Below are 17034 nucleotides of genomic sequence, written 5' to 3'. Positions count from 1 at the left end.
ACCGATTCGCTGGGCGGTCCGGAACGTCGCTCCTCGAGGTCGCTCCGTGCAGGGTTTCGTAGGTGCGGATCTTGCGAGGTGGGTGGGGACGGCGTGGAGTGATCCGGTGCGATATGGGGAGCCGGTGCTGTTCGGGCGGTCAATCCTCGTACGCGAACTGCACGGTGCGGGAGTCGGGGTCGGCTTCGGTCAATCGGACCCGGACCCGGCTGCTCTCCGGGGGACGGCCGCTGCACTTCGCCAGGATCGGTGGATCCGGTACGAAGATCTCGGCGGGCCGGGTGCCGTTGGCCTCGCGCAGCACTACGGCCTCGAAGATCGTGCCGATTCGCGGGGCGAGCACGCCTGCCTCGGTGAGGTCGAGGCAGGCGCGGTCGACGCGGTTGGCCAGGGCGTCGGTGCGGCGCATGGTGGCCGCTGCCTCGGTGAGGCCGGTGCGCACCCAGCCGGGGATCGGCTCGCCGGCACACCGAGCCAGGCAGATCTCGGTGGCGAAACGGTCGGAGAGGCGCCGCAGTGGTGCTGTGACGTGCGCGTACGGGGCGCCGATGGCGCTGTGTGCGAGTTCGTCGGGGCTCCGGCTGCCGTCGAGCACGGTGTAGCTCGCGCCGCGCAGCAATCCGGTGGCCTCGGACATCAGCACCAGGGCAGCGGGGGTGTGTGGTTCCAGGCCGGCCAGCATCCGGCCCACCGACTGCTCCTGGGGCCAGTCTACGTCCAGGGCGGCGGCGGTCCGGCGCATGGCGGCGATCGCGCCGGGCGGTGGCGCCGGCATCGTGCGCAGCAGACCGGCGGGGCCGTCGTCGGAACCGTGCGTTTCATAGCTGTCCAACATGATTCGTGCTGCGCACATGCCGGTGAGCAGGGATACCTGCTCGTTCCAGTCGTCGGCGTCGGTCCGGGGTTCCAGTTGCAGCCGCCAGTGTCCGTCCGCACCGTCCGCCCGGACCACATCCTGCGCAGGCAGTCGAAGTTCGATCGCGCCGCGTGCCAGGCCGGCCTCGATGCGTCGGCGCCCGAATTCCGGCAGGGCGGCCAGTGCGGCGGGCAGGGTGCCGGCATCGGCATCGGCCTGTACCCGGGCGTAGTCGTAGCGGGCACGGGAACGCACCGACGCCCGGCGCACCGTCCAGTGCACGGGTTCGGCCGAGCTGTCCAGTTCGATCGTCCAGAGCACGGCGGGCCGGGTGCGTTCCGGCAGCAGGCTGGCGGCGTCCTCGGAAAGCACGGTCGGGTGCAGCGGGACGGCTCCGTCGGGAAGATAGAAGGTCTGGCCGCGGGCGAAGGTTTCCCGGGCGAGGTCGCCGCCGGCGGGCACCACGGCGGCCAGGTCGGCGATGGCGTAGTGCAGGGTGAAACCGGTGGTGGTGCGTTCGATGTGCAGCGCCTGGTCCAGATCCAGGGCGCCGGGTGGATCGATGGTGACCAAGGGGAGGGCGGTGCGGTCGGCCCGGGAGGCGGCGAACGCGTCGATCGCCTCCCGGGCCTCGGCGACCGCCGCGGCCGGATAGTCCGCGGTGAGGCCGAATTCGGATCGGATGGCGCCGAAATCCACCGGCGCCGATCCGATCCGCTGCCGGAACTGCACGCTGCTACTGCAACGCCAGCATCGTGCCGTTGAGCTGGTCGAGCGGGCCGAACACCGTGAAGGTGACCCGGCCGTTCGGCACAGCCGCCGACACCGCGGCCGCCGCGTCGAGGGCCTGCCCGAACGATGCCGCCGACGGGTGCGGCAGTGCCGCGACGGTCCGGCCGAACTGGTTCTGGTGCACCCACTGGGTGTCGGCCGGGCTCAGATCGACCTGCACACCGCCCGGCAGCGGCGTGACGGCGACGGCACCGGCATTACCGGCGCCGACGGCCGCGGCGATCGAGGTGGCCCCGGCGATCAGCGCACCGGCGACGATGGAACGAACTACCCGCATGTATGTGTGACCTGCTTCCGCGATCGATGGGAAATGACGGAACGCTTGTACGTCCGTCCGACGCGAACACTGTATGACGTCGATCACGTTCTGTGCCAGTTACGCTGCAGATCACACCGCAATTCCCCGGTCGGGTGCCGCGTGTTCCGCGTAGCCGGGGGGGCGAGCCGTGCCGCGCCGGACCGGGCGGGCACCGATCGGCTCGGCGCGCTAGCATCCGCCTTCGTGAGAACAACGACCCGCGCCCTGGCCGCCGGCATCGCCGCCGCAGCGCTGCTGCTGTCGGCGTGCAACGACCAGGATTCGGCATCGGCCGCCGATACGTCGGCACCGGCAGCCGCCACCGCCACCGTCGACGATGTCCGGGCGGCGTCGTTCGTAGTCGGCTTCCGCAGCGCTTTCCCGGCACTGGCCGAGGGGCGCGACGACGTGGCACTGCGCGAGATCCTCACCACGACCTGCGCCGATATCGCCGCCGGCGGTACCGAGGACGAGGTCGTGGCCGAGATCACCGGGTACGCCACCAACGGCGACACCGTCCCGACCCGTGAGGAAGCGGTAGCGATCTACCGGATGACCGACCTCACCTGCTGACCACACCGCGGACAATTCGCCGGGGAAGTACATTTCTCAGCGCCCGCCTGCGAGCGACAACCGACGTGTCATCCAACTGGAACGGCCAATTGTCGCTCAGAGGTGGGCGGTTTCGATGCTGGGTCCCGGAGGTGAGGTCAATCGTGTAGGAAGGCGACCGCATCGGGGTAGCGCCTCAGTGCGGTGCCCGCGGCCCGCGACTCGGCCTCGGCCAGGGTCCGGTAGAAGGCGGCGGCCGGGGAGCCCTGGGCGTGGCCGAGGAGCGCGGTGCTCGCCTCGACGGCGTCCCGGTGGTCACCGAGGACCGTCTGCAGAGTCTTCGCCTGCTTGCCCAGGTCTGCGGCCGCAGAGCCGAGGACCGGGGTCGCGGCTTCGCAGCAGTAGCGCAGCCGTTTGGCCGCCTTGCGGATGTCGTGCAGGATCTCGATCCGCTCGGCCGGGTCGGCATGCGCTTCGGCGCGAGCCAGCTCGGCCACTCGCTCGCGGTCGCGGTGCACGATCCGCGCGAACAGGGTGGCGGCCGGCTTCTTGCCGGTCGTGTGCTTACTCGGGGGGTCGGCGTGCCAGGCGCCGAGGTCGGTGCGCAATGCGGCGTAGCGGGGCGCGTCCAATTCGTCCAGGACCACGGAGTGCGCCCGGCGGTACTCTGCACGTGCGCCGCCGACCAGTGTTTCCGCCACCCCGGCCGGCGCCTCGGGGTACTCGGCGAGCAGGGCGGTGAACCGGTCGGCACGCACCTCCGCATCCCGTGCCACACCCAGCAGCCCGGCCAGCCACTGCAGCTCCGCCCGCAGCGAATCGGCCGGCCGGCGAGCGAACAGGGGCCGATAGGACCGCAGCACGCTGCGCAGCCGCCGGGTGGCGACCCGCATCTGGTGCACCGAGTCGTACTCGTCGGCGCGCACCTCGGGTTCGGCCGCCAGCAGCCGGTCGATATCGGCGCGCAGCGGGCCCGTGATGGCGGTGGCCGCCCGGCTGGCCATGATCAGTTCTCCTTGCCGAATCGGTCGGTGGCCTCGACCAGGTGGTGCGTGATACCCGGTTCGTGAGCGGTGTGCCCGGCGTCGTCGACGATGTGCAGTTCCGATCCCGGCCAGGCCCGATGCAGCTCCCAGGCGCTGACCGCCGGGCAGACGATGTCGTGGCGGCCCTGCACGATGACGCCGGGTATGCCGGCGATCCGGTCGATATCGCGCAGCAACTGCCCCTCGTCGAGAAAACCGCCGTGCCGGAAGTAGTGGTTCTCGATCCGGGCGAAGGCGAGGGCGAATCGTGGCTCACCGGTTTCGGCGACCCGGTCCGGTTGCGGGCGCAGCGCACTGGTGGCGCCCTCCCAGGTCGACCAGGCCACGGCCGCGGCCAGTGCGACCTCCGGGTCGGGCGAATGCAGCAGGTGGTGATAGGCCTCCACCAGGTCGCCGTCCCTATCGGCGGGTGGAACCGGCGCGAGGAAACGTTCCCACTGTTCCGGGTACACATTGCCGGCGGCGCCGTTGTAGTACCAGTCGATCTCCTTGCGGCGCAACAGGAAGATGCCGCGTAGCACCAGTTCGGTGACCCGGTCCGGGTATCGCTGCGCGTAGGCGAGTCCCAGCGTGGAGCCCCAGGAACCGCCGAACACCTGCCAGCGGTCGATGCCGAGATGGGTGCGCAGCTGCTCCATATCGGCGATCAGCTGCTCGGTGGTGTTGTCGGTCAGGTCGGCGCCGTCGGCGATATGCGGGGTCGAACGTCCGCAGCCACGCTGGTCGAACAGCACGATCCGATACACCGCCGGATCGAAGAACCGCCGTTGCAGCCCGTTGGTGCCGCCACCGGGGCCACCGTGCACGAACACCACCGGCTTACCGGCCGGGTTCCCGCTGACCTCCCAGTACACCGACTGTCCGGCACCGACCGCCAGCGTGCCCTGCTCGTGGGGTTCGATCGCCGGGTACAGGGTGCGCATCAGAACGCCAATCCGGCGGCCAGGTCGGGCAGTTCGAGCGCGGTCACCGCTTCGTCGTGCACCTGTGGGCAGGCCGCTTCGGTGGCCCGGTCGACCATCGCCTTGTCCGCCAGGACCGCGGCGTTGAGGCCGCCGTTGCGCAGTGCCCACTCGTGGACCAGGGCGTTGAGGCCGATCCGGCCGAGTGTGGGGCCCTGCACCCGGAAGTGGGAGAGCTGCGGTTCGATCATTGCGCACAGATCGGCGGCAGCGGCGTCGGTGACCGTGCCGGAAGCCGGATCGGTCTCCCGCGGGGCGGCGGTGGTGGTCGTCGAATCGGCACCGGCGCTGCCGGAATCCGCCTCGTCGGAACCCTGGCACGCGGTCAGCGCGGCGGTACACGCCATGCCCGCGACCAGCGCTGCGCTTCGGACAATCCATCGGCGCCGGCCCCATCGGCCGCTCGCCACCGCGACGCTCTCGGTCATCGATACCTCTGCTCGACTCGACATCTCGATATCGAGTCTGCCATCTTCCGGTACTCCGCCGGGCCGCTGTTCCTCCTCCGGCCCGGCGGGAGCGGATGGCTCAGAAGCTGTGCTCGGCGGCGGGGAAGGTGCCCGCGCGGACCTCCTCGGCATACCCGGCGGCGGCGGAACGCAGCTCGTCGCCCAGTGCGGCGAACCGCTTGACGAACTTGGCGGTCCGGCCGCTGGTGTAGCCGGCCATGTCCTGCCACACCAGCACCTGGGCGTCGCAGTCGGCGCCGGCGCCGATGCCGACGGTGGGAATGGTGAGCTTGCGGGTGACCTGGCCGGCGAGTTCCGCCGGGACCATCTCCATCACGACCGCGAAGGCGCCGGCTTCCTGGACGGCGAGCGCATCGGCGATGAGCTGTTCGGCGGCGTCGCCGCGCCCCTGCACCCGGAACCCGCCGAGGGTGTTCACGCTCTGCGGGGTGAAGCCGATATGGGCCATCACCGGGATGCCCGCCGCGGTGATCGCGGCGATCTGCGCGGCGACCCGTTCACCGCCCTCCAGCTTCACCGCATGCGCGCCGGTTTCCTTCAGGAACCGCACCGAGGTCGCCAGGGCCTGCTCGGCGGACGCCTCGTAGGTGCCGAACGGCAGGTCGGCCACCACCAGGGCATGCGGCGCGCCCCGGACCACGCCGCGCACCAGCGGGATCATCTCGTCGACGGTGACCGGCACGGTGGTGTCGTAGCCGTACACCACATTGGCCGCGGAATCGCCGACCAGCAGCACCGGGATGCCGGCTTCCTCGAAGATGCGTGCGGTGGAGTAGTCGTAGGCGGTCAGCATCGACCACTTCTGCCCGTCGGCCTTCATCTGCTGCAGATGGTGGACGCGGGTCTTCCGAGCGGGTTCGGCAGAATGGACGGACATCATCGTCCCTTTCGTCGTGTTCCTCGAGGCCCGGATCGGGTCCCCGGGTGTCGGTGACGAAATTCAGTGTGCCACCCGCGCGACCACCGGATTAAGGGCGATACCGGGTGGTCTTGGTCACAACGTGCCGCCGGGTAGGTTCGTCCGGGACGGGAGTCGGGAACTGCGCCGGCAGGCGCGGAGCGGAAGAGGTGGGCGGGTGCGGCGTCGCAGGCTGGTCGTGTTGCTGGCAGTGGTGCCGGCCCTGATGGTGGCGTGTACCCGGGCGGAGCCGGACCACGGCCCGCTGCCGCCGGCCCCGGACGGGCTCGCGGAGTTCTACGAGCAGCCGGTCGCCTGGGGCTCCTGCGAGGGCTTCGGCAACCCGGGTGACCGGATTCCGCCGAACACCGAATGCGCCCGCATCACCGTCCCGGTCGACTATGCCGATCCCGGCGGGGAGGTCGCACAGATCGCGCTGTCGCGGGTGCGGGCGCAGGGGACGCCGATCGGTTCCCTGCTGGCGAATCCGGGCGGCCCGGGGGTCTCCGGGCTCTCGATGTCCTCGCTGGGGACCGGTACCGAGTTGGCGCGCCGGTTCGACCGGGTCGGTTTCGATCCGCGCGGGGTGGGGTCGTCGGTGCCGGCGGTCACCTGCCTCACGCCTGCGGAGGCCGACGCCGAGCGCGCGGAACCGCCGCTGCCGAACACCCCGGAGGGGATCGCGGCAGCCGAGGCGGACAACCGCGAATACGTCGAGCGGTGCGTGGCGCGCACCGGTGCGGATTTCCTCGCCCATCTCGGCACCCGCGAGGTGGTGCAGGACATGGATGTGATCCGGGCAGTGCTCGGGGACCCGAAGCTCACCTTCCTCGGCTACTCGTACGGGACCCGGCTCGGCTCCGCCTATGCCGAGCGCTTCCCGGACCGGGTCCGCGCTCTGGTCCTGGACGGTGCCGTGGATCCGGCCCAGGACCCGGTGCAGGAATCGCTGCGGCAGGCCGCCGGCTTCCAGGGGGTGTTCGATGCCTTCGCCGCCGGCTGCGCCGAGCAGTCGAGCTGCCCGCTGGGGCCGGATCCGGCGCGAGCGGTGCCCAGGTTCCGTGAGCTGGTCGATCCGCTGATGTCCGAACCCGCGGTCACCGACGATCCGCGTGGTCTCAGCTACCACGATGCGATCACCGGCGTGCAGCAGGCGCTGTATTCGGAATCCCTGTGGAATGTCCTCACCCAGGGCCTGGTGGAGCTGCAGGACGGCCGGGGCGACACGTTGCTGGCGCTGGCCGACAGTTACGACGGCCGGCTGCCGGACGGCACCTACACCAATGTGCAGGACGCCTTCAACGCGATCCGCTGTGTGGACGACCCGCCGATCACCGACCGCGAGGTGGTGGCTCGCCAGGACGCCGAGTACCGGCGGGCCGCCCCGTTCCTCGACGACGGGCTGGGCACCGGGGCCGCACCGCTGGAGGTGTGCGCGGCGTGGCCGGTGCCCAACACCGGTGAGCCGCACCGGATCGAGGTGCCGGGGCTGCCGCCGACCGTGGTGGTCTCGACGACCGACGATCCGGCCACCCCGTACCGGGCCGGTGTCGATCTGGCCGAGCAACTGGATGCGGCATTGATCACCTATCGGGGCAATCAGCACACCGTGGCGCTGGTGGGTGGAGTCCAATGCGTCGATTCGGCCGTCATCGACTATCTGGTGCGGCTGGAGCTGCCCGCCGACGGGCTCACCTGCTGAGCGCGTTACGCGCACGGATCGCAAGTCTGAGCACGGATGTAACACGGATTTAACGCCGCATGCTTACGCTCGCCGGTATGGATCGCCAGAAGGAATTCGTGCTGCGGACGCTCGAAGAGCGGGACATCCGCTTCGTGCGTCTCTGGTTCACCGATGTGCTCGGCTATCTCAAGTCGGTCGCCATCGCCCCCGCCGAGCTGGAAGGCGCCTTCGAAGAGGGCATCGGCTTCGACGGTTCGGCCATCGAGGGCTTCGCCCGGGTGTCCGAGGCGGATATGGTCGCGCGGCCCGATCCGTCGACGTTCCAGGTGCTGCCGTGGGCCTCGTCCAAGGGGCATCAGCATTCGGCCCGGATGTTCTGCGACATCACCATGCCGGACGGGTCGCCCTCCTGGGCCGATCCGCGGCATGTGCTGCGCCGGCAGCTCAACAAGGCCGGCGATGTCGGCTTCACCTGCTACGTGCACCCCGAGATCGAGTTCTTCCTGCTGAAGACGGGCTCCTACGACGGCGCACAGCCGCAGCCGGCCGACAACGGCGGCTTCTTCGATCAGGCCGTGCACGACGCCGCCCCGAACTTCCGCCGACACGCCATCGACGCGCTCGAGTCGATGGGTATCTCCGTGGAGTTCAGCCACCACGAGGGTGCGCCCGGGCAGCAGGAGATCGACCTGCGGTACGCGGACGCGCTGTCCATGGCCGACAACGTCATGACCTTCCGCTACCTCATCAAGGAGGTGGCGATCGACGAGGGTGTGCGGGCGACGTTCATGCCCAAGCCGTTCTCCCAGTACCCCGGCTCGGCGATGCACACCCATATGAGCCTGTTCGAGGGCGAGACCAACGCGTTCGCCGACCCGGACGATCCGGACAACCTGTCGCAGACCGCGCGTTCCTTCGTAGCGGGCATCCTGGAGCATGCACCGGAGATCAGTGCGGTCACCAACCAGTGGGTGAACTCCTACAAGCGGCTGATCCACGGTGGTGAGGCACCGACCGCTTCCTCGTGGGGCCGGTCGAACCGCTCGGCGCTGGTGCGCGTGCCGATGTACACGCCGAACAAATCCTCCTCGCGCCGGGTCGAGATCCGCAGCCCCGATTCCGCCTGCAACCCGTACCTGACCTTCGCGGTGCTGCTCGCCGCCGGTCTGCGCGGGGTCGAGAAGGGCTACGAGCTGCCGCCGGAGGCCGAGGACGACGTGTGGTCGCTGACCTCCGCCGAGCGGCGGGCGATGGGCTTCCGGGAGCTGCCCGGCACCCTCGACGAGGCGCTGCAGTCGATGGAGAAGTCCGAACTGGTCGCCGAGACGCTGGGCGAGCACGTCTTCGACTTCTTCCTGCGCAACAAGCGCCGGGAATGGGCCGACTACCGCAGCCAGGTCACGCCGTGGGAGCTGAAGGAGTACCTGGGGCTGTAGGGAGCTCCGCCGGGCGGCGGCCGACCGGGTAGGTTTGAATCATGGTCCGGCCCTCGTCTGCCCGTCCCGCTGTGCCCGGCGTCGGCCGGCTCGGATTGCTCGAGCCGTCGGCGTCGGATTCGTTGCGCGAACTCGGCTGGGACAACGTCGACAGTGTCCCGCTGCTGTGGTCGTTGTCCCGCGCTCCCGACGCCGATCTGGCGCTCGCGACGTTGATGCGGTTGCGCGAATCACTGTCCGGCGACTGGTCCGAGCTCGACGCCGCCCTGCGCGCCGACACCACGCTGCGCGCCCGGTTGTTCGCCCTGCTCGGTTCGTCCACGGCGCTCGGCGACCATCTGGTGGCGACCCCGGACCGCTGGCGCCTGCTGCTCCGGCCGGAGCTGCCGTCCGCGGCGGACGTGCTGGCCGATCTGCTCGATGCGGTCGCGGCGGTTCCGGCGGACGACCGGGGCGATGCCGGGATGCTGTACCGGGCCGGTGATTCCGGGCCGGAGGCGATCCCGCTGCTGCGGCAGCGCTACCGGGATCAGCTGATGCTGCTGGCCGCGGTCGACGTGGCGCCGACGGTGGGCGACGAACCGGCGCCGCCGTATCCCGTGGTGGGCCGCCACCTCTCGGACCTGGCCGATGCCGCGCTGACCGCGGCCCTGGCGGTGGCGGTGGCCCGGGTCTGCAAGGACGGCCCGGTGCCGGTGCGGCTGGCCGTGATCGCCATGGGCAAATGCGGTGCGCGGGAACTGAACTACGTCTCCGACGTGGACGTCGTCTTCGTCGCCGAACCGGCCGACGCGACCGCGACCCGGCTCGCCGCCGAGATGATGAGCGTCGCGAGCCAGGCGTTCTTCGAGGTCGACGCCGCGCTGCGGCCCGAAGGCAAGGCCGGAGCGCTGGTGCGCACCCTGGATTCGCACCTGGCCTACTACAAGCGGTGGGCGCGCACCTGGGAATTCCAGGCGCTGCTGAAGAACCGGCCGATGACCGGCGATCTGGAGCTGGGGCAGCAGTACCGCGACGCGGTGATGCCGATGGTGTGGACCGCCTCCGAGCGCCCCGACTTCGTACCCGATGTGCAGGCGATGCGCCGCCGGGTCGAGGACTTGGTACCCGACGATCTGCGGGAACGGGAACTCAAACTCGGTGCGGGCAGCCTGCGTGATGTCGAGTTCGCGGTCCAGCTGCTGCAGCTGGTGCACGGCCGAGTGGACGACGCCCTGCACGTGGCCGGAACCGTCGAAGCATTGGAGGCGCTGGCCCGCCGCGGCTACGTCGGCCGCGAAGACGCCGCCAACCTGACCCGCTCCTACGAATTCCTCCGGCTGCTGGAACACCGGCTGCAGCTGCAGCGGCTGAAACGCACGCACACCCTGCCGGCCGCCGACGACGAGGAAGGGATGCGCTGGCTGGCCCGCGCCGCCGCGATCCATCCCGACGGCCGGCAGAGCGCGATCGGGGTGCTCGATGCGGAGATCCGCCGCAACGCGGTCCGGGTGCGGCGACTGCACGCCAAACTGTTCTATCGCCCGCTGCTGGATTCGGTGGCCCGGCTGGATTCCGATGCGCTGCGGTTGGGTCCGAGCGCCGCCGTCCGGCAGCTCGCCGCACTCGGCTACGCCGCGCCGGAGAACGCCCTGGGGCACCTCAAGGCACTCACCGGCGGCGTCTCGCGGAAAGGGCGTATCCAGGCGTTACTGCTGCCGACGCTGCTGGAATGGCTGGGGGACACCCCGAACCCGGACGCCGGGCTGCTGGCCTACCGCCGCCTGTCCGAGGCCCTGATCGACCAGATCTGGTTCCTGCGCGAACTCCGGGACGAGGGGGCGATCGCGCAGCGGTTGATGATCGTGCTCGGCTCCTCGGAATACCTGCCCGATCTGCTGATCAAGGCGCCGGAGACGATCCGGATGTACGCCGACGGCCCGGCCGGTCCACGGCTGGTCGATCCGCAGCCCGAAGAGGTCGCCCGCGGCATTCTCACCGCCGCGGCCCGGCATCGGGACCCGAAACGCGCGGTAGCTGCGGCGCGGTCGCTGCGCCGCCACGAACTGGCCCGGGTGGCCTCCGCGGATCTGCTGGGCATGCTGGATGTCACCGAGGTGTGCCGGGCGTTGTCATCGGTGTGGGTGGCGGTGCTGGAAGCCGCACTGCGCGCGTTGATTCGGGCGTCCGAGGCGGAACGGGGCGAGCCCGCGCCGGCCGATCTGGCCGTGATCGGCATGGGCCGGCTCGGCGGGATGGAGCTGGGCTACGGGTCCGATGCCGATGTGCTGTTCGTCTGCGATCCGCGCCCGGGCGCGGACGAGACGGTGGCGGTGAAATGGGCGACCGGGATCGCCGAACAGGTCCAGCGCCTGCTCGGCGCGCCCACCACCGATCCGCCGCTGCAGGTGGATGCGGGCCTGCGTCCGGAGGGGCGCAGCGGTGCGCTGGTCCGGACCCTCGCCGCCTATCAGAGTTACTACCGGCAGTGGGCGCAGCCGTGGGAGGTGCAGGCACTGCTGCGTGCCCATCAGGTCGCGGGAGACCAGCAGCTCGGGGTGCGTTTTCTGCGGGCGGTCGACCCGATCCGATACCCGGACGGCGGGGTCTCGCCGGACACCGAGCGCGAGATCCGGCGGATCAAGGCGCGGGTGGATTCGGAGCGGTTGCCGCGCGGCGCCGACCCGGCGACCCACACCAAACTCGGCCGGGGCGGCCTGGCCGATATCGAGTGGACGGTGCAGTTGCTGCAACTGCGGCACGCCCACGACCATCCGGGGTTGCGCAACACGTCCACCTTGCAGGCGCTCGACGTGATCGAATCCGACGGCATCCTGGACCCGGGCAGCGTGGCGTTGTTGCGGGACGCCTGGCTCACCGCCACCCGGGCACGCAACGCGCTGGTGCTGGTGCGCGGCAAGCCCACCGACCAGTTGCCGGCCCCGGGCCGCCTGCTGTCGGCAGTGGCCCAGGTCGCCGGCTGGCCGATCGAGGACGGCAGCGCCTTCCTGGACAACTACCTGCGGGTGACTCGGCGGGCCAGAGCCGTGGTCGAGGAGGTGTTCGGCGTCTGAAGGGGCTCAGCTCGGCGGCCGGCCCCGGTGTGCCGGGTCGGGTGCGCCGGAAGGCGGGATGCTCCCGGGCGTTCGGCGTCGCCATCACCGGTGACCAGGTGCAGTGTGCGGGTGAAGTCGGCCAGGGCGTCCCGGGCTTCGGGGTCGGTGCCGTAGCCGGCCTCGACCGTGATCGGAGTCCCTGCGGTGACTCCCAGTTCGGACCAGCAGACCCCGAGTACCGGAAGCTGCACGGTCCGGCCGGAGACGGTGAGGGTCAAACGGGATCGATGCCGGCTCGCAACGGCGAGCAGGTCGTCGACGGCAGCCTCGGTGAGCGGTCCGCCGGCGCGGCATTCCTCGATGTACATGCGGGTGATCCTTACCCGCGCCGCCATCGCTGTCCAGGTGCGCTGCGGTCACAGATTTGCCACAGGTCCGGGTTCTAGGCTGGCCGTCATGTGGATCTGGTTGCGGCGGGCACTGCTGGTGGCGGGCTGGTGCGGGGTGCTGGCCGGTGCGGCCGGCGTGGCGTTGTATGCCATCGACTGGCAGCGGAAACCGCTGGTGCTCGCTGCCTCCGGGGCGACCTATCTGATGGTGGCGGCACCGATCGGCCTGACCTTGCTGCTCTGCGGGCGGGCCTGGCGCAGCGCCGCACCGGCCGCGCTGGTCGCGGTGGCCACTGCGTGGACGCTGGTGCCGCCGTTCGTCCCGGACGGGCACGCCGCCGACGGCCCGGAACTGACCGTACTGCAGGCCAATCTGTGGGTGGGCAACGCCGATCCGGTGACGGTTGCCGAACTGGTGCGGCGCGAGCAGGTCGATGTGCTCACCCTGAACGAACTGACCACGCAGGCCGTGACGGCGCTCGATGCGGCCGGACTGGCTGCCGAACTGCCGTACCGCTACCTGCGCCAGGTCGGGGCCGCGGCCGACGGCACCGGCATCTACAGCCGCTACCCGTTGCGCGAGACCCGGGAGTTCGACGGCTTCTACATGGCGAACCTCGCTGCCACGGTGGCACACCCGCAGGTCGGCGACCTCGCCGTGTTCGCCTTCCATCCGGTGCCGCCGGTACTCGACTTTCCGGCCTGGTCCGCCGAGATGCGGCGGGCCCGGGAGATCCTGGCTTCGGCATCGGGACCGGGCATCGTCGGTGCCGATTTCAATGCCACCCGGGACCATTCGGCCTACCGCGCCCTGCTCACCGGTGACTGGCACAGTGCCGCAGATCAGGCCGGGGCCGGGCTGCTGCCCACCTATCCGGCCGGTCGATCGTGGGGTCCGGTGATCGGCATCGATCACGTCCTGGTGTCCGGCGGAGTCGCCGAACAGGTGCGCTCGCTGACCATTCCGGACACCGATCACCGCGCGCTGCTGGCCCGGGTCCGGATGGTGCGGTAGGCGACGGCATCGGGGCGGTCGACTACGATCGCCTGCATTCGATCGCGGAGTGTGTCCGGATCGGTATGTATGGGGAGGAAATCCGGATGAGGAAAACACGATTCGCGCCGATGGCGGCTGCCCTGTTGCTGAGTGCAGCCACCTTCGTGGCCGGTTGCTCCGGTACGTCGGCGGTCGCCGGGCAGGAAGTGGACAATCCGTGGGCGATTGCCGGTGCAACGTCCAACGAGGGCCCCAGCGGGCCGCGCGCCGGGGTGCCGGACGCACCGCTGACCGCCGAGAACGGCGACGGTGGCCCGGTGGACCGGCTGGTGCTCAATGCCGTCGCCGATATCGAGGAATTCTGGGCAGCGGAGTGGGGCAACCACTTCGACGACGAGTTCGTGCCCGCCGACAGTCTCATCTCCTGGGATGCGACCGCGCCCGAGGACGAGGCGGTCACCTTCTGCTGGTTCAGCAGCACCTACCGGCTGGTCAACGCGGCCTATTGCCCACTCAACCACACCATCGGCTGGGACCGCGGGGTCCTGATGCCGCTGCTGCAGGAGGAGTTCGGCGATATAGCCGCGGTCATGGTGATGGCGCACGAGTACGGCCATGCGATCCAGGGCCGGGCCGGGATGGCCGGCCGGCTGCGCGGTTTCTTCGGTGATGCGCTGATGAAGGAACAGCAGGCCGACTGCCTGGCCGGGGTGTTCATCCGGCACGTCGCCGAGGGCGATTCGGCGCATTTCACGCTGAACACCGCCGAGGGGCTCAACGGCGTGCTCGGCGCCACCGTAGCGGTCCGGGACCGTGACCCCGACAACCCGGACAATGTGCACGGCTCGGCATTCGAGCGGATCACCGCCGTGCAGATGGGTTACACCGACGGCGCCGAGGCCTGCAAGAACATCACCGAGGAGGAGATCGAGCAGCGCCGGGCCGGTCTGCCGGTCACCTTCGAGAGCGAGGACGAACGCACTACCCAGCTCGAGGTGAACGAGACGAACCTCGACAGCCTGGCCGGGGCGCTCGAGGACATGTTCCCGCTGCCCGAGGCCCCGGCCTACGACTATTCCGGGGTCACCGAGAACTGTCGCGGCGTGGAGACCACCGAGCCGGTGTCGTACTGCCCGGACTCGGGGACCATCGGTGTCGATATCCCCGCCCTCGCGGCGCGGGCCGGGGAGCAGCCGGGCGCCGACGAACCGCTGTCGGCGATCGTCGAAGGTGACTACAACGCGTTCGTGGTCTTCATTTCCCGGTACATGCTGGCCGTGCAGGAGGAGAAGGGGCTGTCGTTGACCGGTGCCGCCACCGCCGGACTCCGCACGGCCTGCCTGTCCGGTGCGGTCACCACGAAACTGAGCGAACCGGGCAGCGATCCGCATCTGTCCGCCAACGACTTGGACGAGGCGATCTCCGGTCTGCTCACCGATGGGGCTGCCGCGGCTGATGTCGACGGCAACGTGGTGGCGGCCGGCTACCAGCGGCTCGAAGCGTTCCGCACGGGCGTCTTCGAGGGGGAACAGGCCTGCTACGACCGCTTCGCCTGATCCGTGACGATACGACGGGTACCTGCCCCGGGGTGATCGGTGGCAGGTACCCGTCGTCGTGTCCTCGGTCGTGGTCACGGGGACCACCCGGCGAGGTGCCGGCGTGCCTCAGCCCGTCGTGGTCGGCAGCGTCCGCAGCGAACTGAGCGTGTTGGCGACCGCCCGCGCCGCCTCGGCGCCCTTGGTCACGAAATGCTCGGTGAAGTAATCGACGTGCTCGCGGTGTTCGTGGAAGTGATGGGGTGTGAGCACCACCGAGAACACCGGGACATCGGTGTCGAGCTGAACGCGCATCAGGCCGTCGATCACGGCCGAGGCGACGAAGTCGTGCCGGTAGATCCCGCCGTCGACCACCAGCGCGGCCGCGACGACGGCGTCGTAGCGGCCGGTACGCGCCAGCCGCTGCGCGTGCAGCGGGATCTCGAACGCACCCGGCACATCGAACACCTCGACCCCGGCCGGGTCGAACCCGAGATCGGTGTACTCGGTGAGGAAACCCTCGTGCGCTTTGGTGACGATCGAGCTGTGCCAGCTGGCGCGGATGAACGCGACGGCACCGGTAGATGAGGAATCCATGGCGGAATTCTACTTTCCGGTAACTTGGCTGGGAACACCCCGCCGGACGGGCTCGGCGAGTCGCTGCAGCAGCCGCCGGTCGAATTCGATCAGCCGGGCGTAGTCGCGCCGGGAGATCCGCTCGTCGACGCCGTGGATGCGGGCCAGGTCGGCGGCGGTCAGCACGATCGGCGCGAAATTGCACCGGGTGCCGGCCAGGTCGTCGTAGTGCCGCGAATCGGTGGCCCCCGGGACCAGGCCGGTCGTCACCGCGGCCTCCGGCACCAGGTCCGCGGTCAGCTCGGCGATCAGTGCGAACGCCGGGCCCGGGCCGGTCACCTCGGACGGTTCCGAGGCCATCCCGACCGGTGCGATCCCGATCCCGTCGTCCCGGACGATCCGGCGGCAGTGTTTCAGCACATCCGCGACGGAATCGCCCGGCAGGATCCGGAAGTTGATCAGTGCCTCGGCGCTCGCGGGCAGCACATTGGCCTTCACGCCGCCGTGGAACACCGTGGGTGCGGTGGTGGTGCGCACCAGTGCCTCGGTCTGCGGGCGGGCGGCCAGCAGCCGGGTCAGCAGGGGAGTGCTCATCCGGGTGAGTGCGGTGCCCTCGGTCAGGCCCAGCAACCGGCGCCGGACCGGATCCAGTGCGGGCCGCAGCCGGGTGAGCATATCGGCGGTCACCGGTGGCAGCCGCAACGGCATCGGGTGGTCCTGCAACCGGGCCACCGCCCGGGCCAGCCGGCCGACCGCCGTCTGCCGGCCCGGCATCGACGAGTGTCCGCCGCCGTCGGCCACCGACAATCGCACCGTCAGGTAGCCCTTCTCGCCGAGCATGATGCCCGCCACCGGCCGGTCCACCCCGTCGGCCACCCCGGCGGTGATCACTCCGCCCTCATCGAGCAGCAGGTCCGCGCGCACCCCGGCCGTGCGCAGATGCTCGGCCATCCGCATCGCCCCCGCATCGCCGAACACCTCCTCGTCGTGCCCGAAGGCCAGGTAGATCGTCTTCTGCGGCCGGAGCCCGGCGGCCAGGGCCTGCTCCACCGCCTCCAGCAGGGCCAGGACCCGGCTCTTGTCGTCGATCGCGCCGCGACCCCAGATGAACTCGTCGTCCACCACCCCGGCGAACGGTGGATGGGTCCAGCTGCCGGGGTCGGCGGCCGGGACCACGTCCTGGTGGGCGAGCAGGATCGCCGCGGTCGCCTCGGGCTCGGCACCGGCCCAGCGGTAGAGCCGGCTGTGCCCGAACCGGGTCAGCTCGAGCTCGGCGTGCACCCGCGGGAACTCGCGTTCCAGATGTTCGCCCAGGGCCCGGAACTGCGCATCGGGCGTTTCGGCGGGGTCGTCGGTCGAGACGGTTGCGCACCGCAGGGCAGCTGCCAGGCGTTCGGCGGTCTTGTCGTCGACGGATTCCATCCCGGCATTGTCACCCGGATGCCGGGCAGCCGCACCGGAAGCGGAGAACGGCACCGGCCTGTCGTCGCACCCGGCGGGCCGCCAAC

At 70.4% G+C, this 17034-nt stretch carries 15 protein-coding genes; 6 read left to right on the top strand and 9 right to left on the bottom strand.

The genetic code is table 11. From position 1 onward, the window contains the following. Positions 1-139 precede the first annotated feature (139 nt). Entirely contained in the window at positions 140-1588 is a 1449-nt protein-coding gene (locus AC1HFH_RS19410; protein WP_480244216.1) for an RNB domain-containing ribonuclease, read from the bottom strand. A 4-nt stretch (positions 1589-1592) separates the two neighbouring features. Then, positions 1593-1925 carry a hypothetical protein gene (locus tag AC1HFH_RS19405; RefSeq protein WP_480244215.1) on the bottom strand — a complete coding sequence of 111 codons (333 nt, stop codon included), beginning with the start codon at positions 1923-1925 and terminating at the stop codon, positions 1593-1595. Between the two features lie 225 nt (positions 1926-2150). Here AC1HFH_RS19405 and AC1HFH_RS19400 point away from each other — a divergent pair, with 225 nt between their 5' ends. Beyond that, entirely contained in the window at positions 2151-2519 is a 369-nt protein-coding gene (locus AC1HFH_RS19400; RefSeq protein WP_480244214.1) for a hypothetical protein, read from the top strand. Between the two features lie 137 nt (positions 2520-2656). Here the strand turns inward: AC1HFH_RS19400 and AC1HFH_RS19395 are convergent, their stop codons facing one another. The 4 genes from AC1HFH_RS19395 to panB form a co-directional block, all read right to left on the bottom strand. After that, positions 2657-3502: a CHAD domain-containing protein gene (locus tag AC1HFH_RS19395; protein ID WP_480244213.1), complete on the bottom strand. Its 846-nt coding sequence runs from the start codon at positions 3500-3502 to the stop codon at positions 2657-2659. A 2-nt stretch (positions 3503-3504) separates the two neighbouring features. Continuing rightward, complete coding sequence (gene pip, locus AC1HFH_RS19390) at positions 3505-4467, bottom strand: prolyl aminopeptidase (RefSeq protein ID WP_480244212.1); 963 nt, start codon at positions 4465-4467, stop codon at positions 3505-3507. Further along, positions 4467-4934, bottom strand: coding sequence for a hypothetical protein (locus AC1HFH_RS19385; RefSeq protein WP_480244211.1), 468 nt, complete (start codon positions 4932-4934; stop codon positions 4467-4469). The genes pip and AC1HFH_RS19385 overlap by 1 nt, the downstream gene beginning before the upstream one ends. A 100-nt stretch (positions 4935-5034) precedes the next feature. Beyond that, complete coding sequence (gene panB / locus AC1HFH_RS19380; RefSeq protein ID WP_480244210.1) at positions 5035-5856, bottom strand: 3-methyl-2-oxobutanoate hydroxymethyltransferase; 822 nt, start codon at positions 5854-5856, stop codon at positions 5035-5037. 244 nt (positions 5857-6100) lie between these two features. Here panB and AC1HFH_RS19375 point away from each other — a divergent pair, with 244 nt between their 5' ends. The 3 genes from AC1HFH_RS19375 (at position 6101) to AC1HFH_RS19365 (ending at position 12047) form a co-directional block, all read left to right on the top strand. Further along, positions 6101-7576, top strand: a complete 1476-nt coding sequence (locus AC1HFH_RS19375) for an alpha/beta fold hydrolase (protein WP_480247902.1) — start codon at positions 6101-6103, stop codon at positions 7574-7576. Positions 7577-7653: 77 nt separating this feature from the next. Continuing rightward, positions 7654-8994, top strand: coding sequence for a type I glutamate--ammonia ligase (gene glnA, locus AC1HFH_RS19370; protein WP_480244209.1), 1341 nt, complete (start codon positions 7654-7656; stop codon positions 8992-8994). A gap of 41 nt (positions 8995-9035) precedes the next feature. After that, a complete protein-coding gene (locus AC1HFH_RS19365) occupies positions 9036-12047 on the top strand; it encodes a bifunctional [glutamine synthetase] adenylyltransferase/[glutamine synthetase]-adenylyl-L-tyrosine phosphorylase (protein ID WP_480244208.1) in 3012 nt (1003 codons plus the stop codon). On the opposite strand, the gene AC1HFH_RS19360 is transcribed toward AC1HFH_RS19365, so the two are convergent. Beyond that, positions 11990-12397: a hypothetical protein gene (locus AC1HFH_RS19360; protein WP_480244207.1), complete on the bottom strand. Its 408-nt coding sequence runs from the start codon at positions 12395-12397 to the stop codon at positions 11990-11992. The two genes, AC1HFH_RS19365 and AC1HFH_RS19360, sit on opposite strands and share 58 nt — an antisense overlap. Positions 12398-12485: 88 nt before the next feature. Between AC1HFH_RS19360 and AC1HFH_RS19355 the strand changes: the two genes are divergently transcribed. Further along, positions 12486-13433, top strand: a complete 948-nt coding sequence (locus tag AC1HFH_RS19355; RefSeq protein WP_480244206.1) for an endonuclease/exonuclease/phosphatase family protein — start codon at positions 12486-12488, stop codon at positions 13431-13433. Between the two features lie 86 nt (positions 13434-13519). After that, on the top strand, positions 13520-14971 hold the full coding sequence (locus AC1HFH_RS19350; protein ID WP_480244205.1) for a neutral zinc metallopeptidase: 1452 nt from the start codon (positions 13520-13522) through the stop codon (positions 14969-14971). Between the two features lie 108 nt (positions 14972-15079). Here the strand turns inward: AC1HFH_RS19350 and AC1HFH_RS19345 are convergent, their stop codons facing one another. Together AC1HFH_RS19345 and AC1HFH_RS19340 are read right to left on the bottom strand one after the other, a co-directional pair. Then, the gene (locus AC1HFH_RS19345) at positions 15080-15547 is read right to left on the bottom strand and encodes a 6,7-dimethyl-8-ribityllumazine synthase (RefSeq protein WP_480244204.1); all 468 of its coding nucleotides are present in this window, start codon (positions 15545-15547) and stop codon (positions 15080-15082) included. Between the two features lie 9 nt (positions 15548-15556). Further along, complete coding sequence (locus AC1HFH_RS19340; protein WP_480244203.1) at positions 15557-17002, bottom strand: M20/M25/M40 family metallo-hydrolase; 1446 nt, start codon at positions 17000-17002, stop codon at positions 15557-15559. Positions 17003-17034 lie beyond the last annotated feature (32 nt).

The sequence above is a fragment of the Nocardia sp. KT25-26 genome, from assembly GCF_056627695.1.
This window is presented reverse-complemented; position numbering and strand designations above follow the sequence as displayed.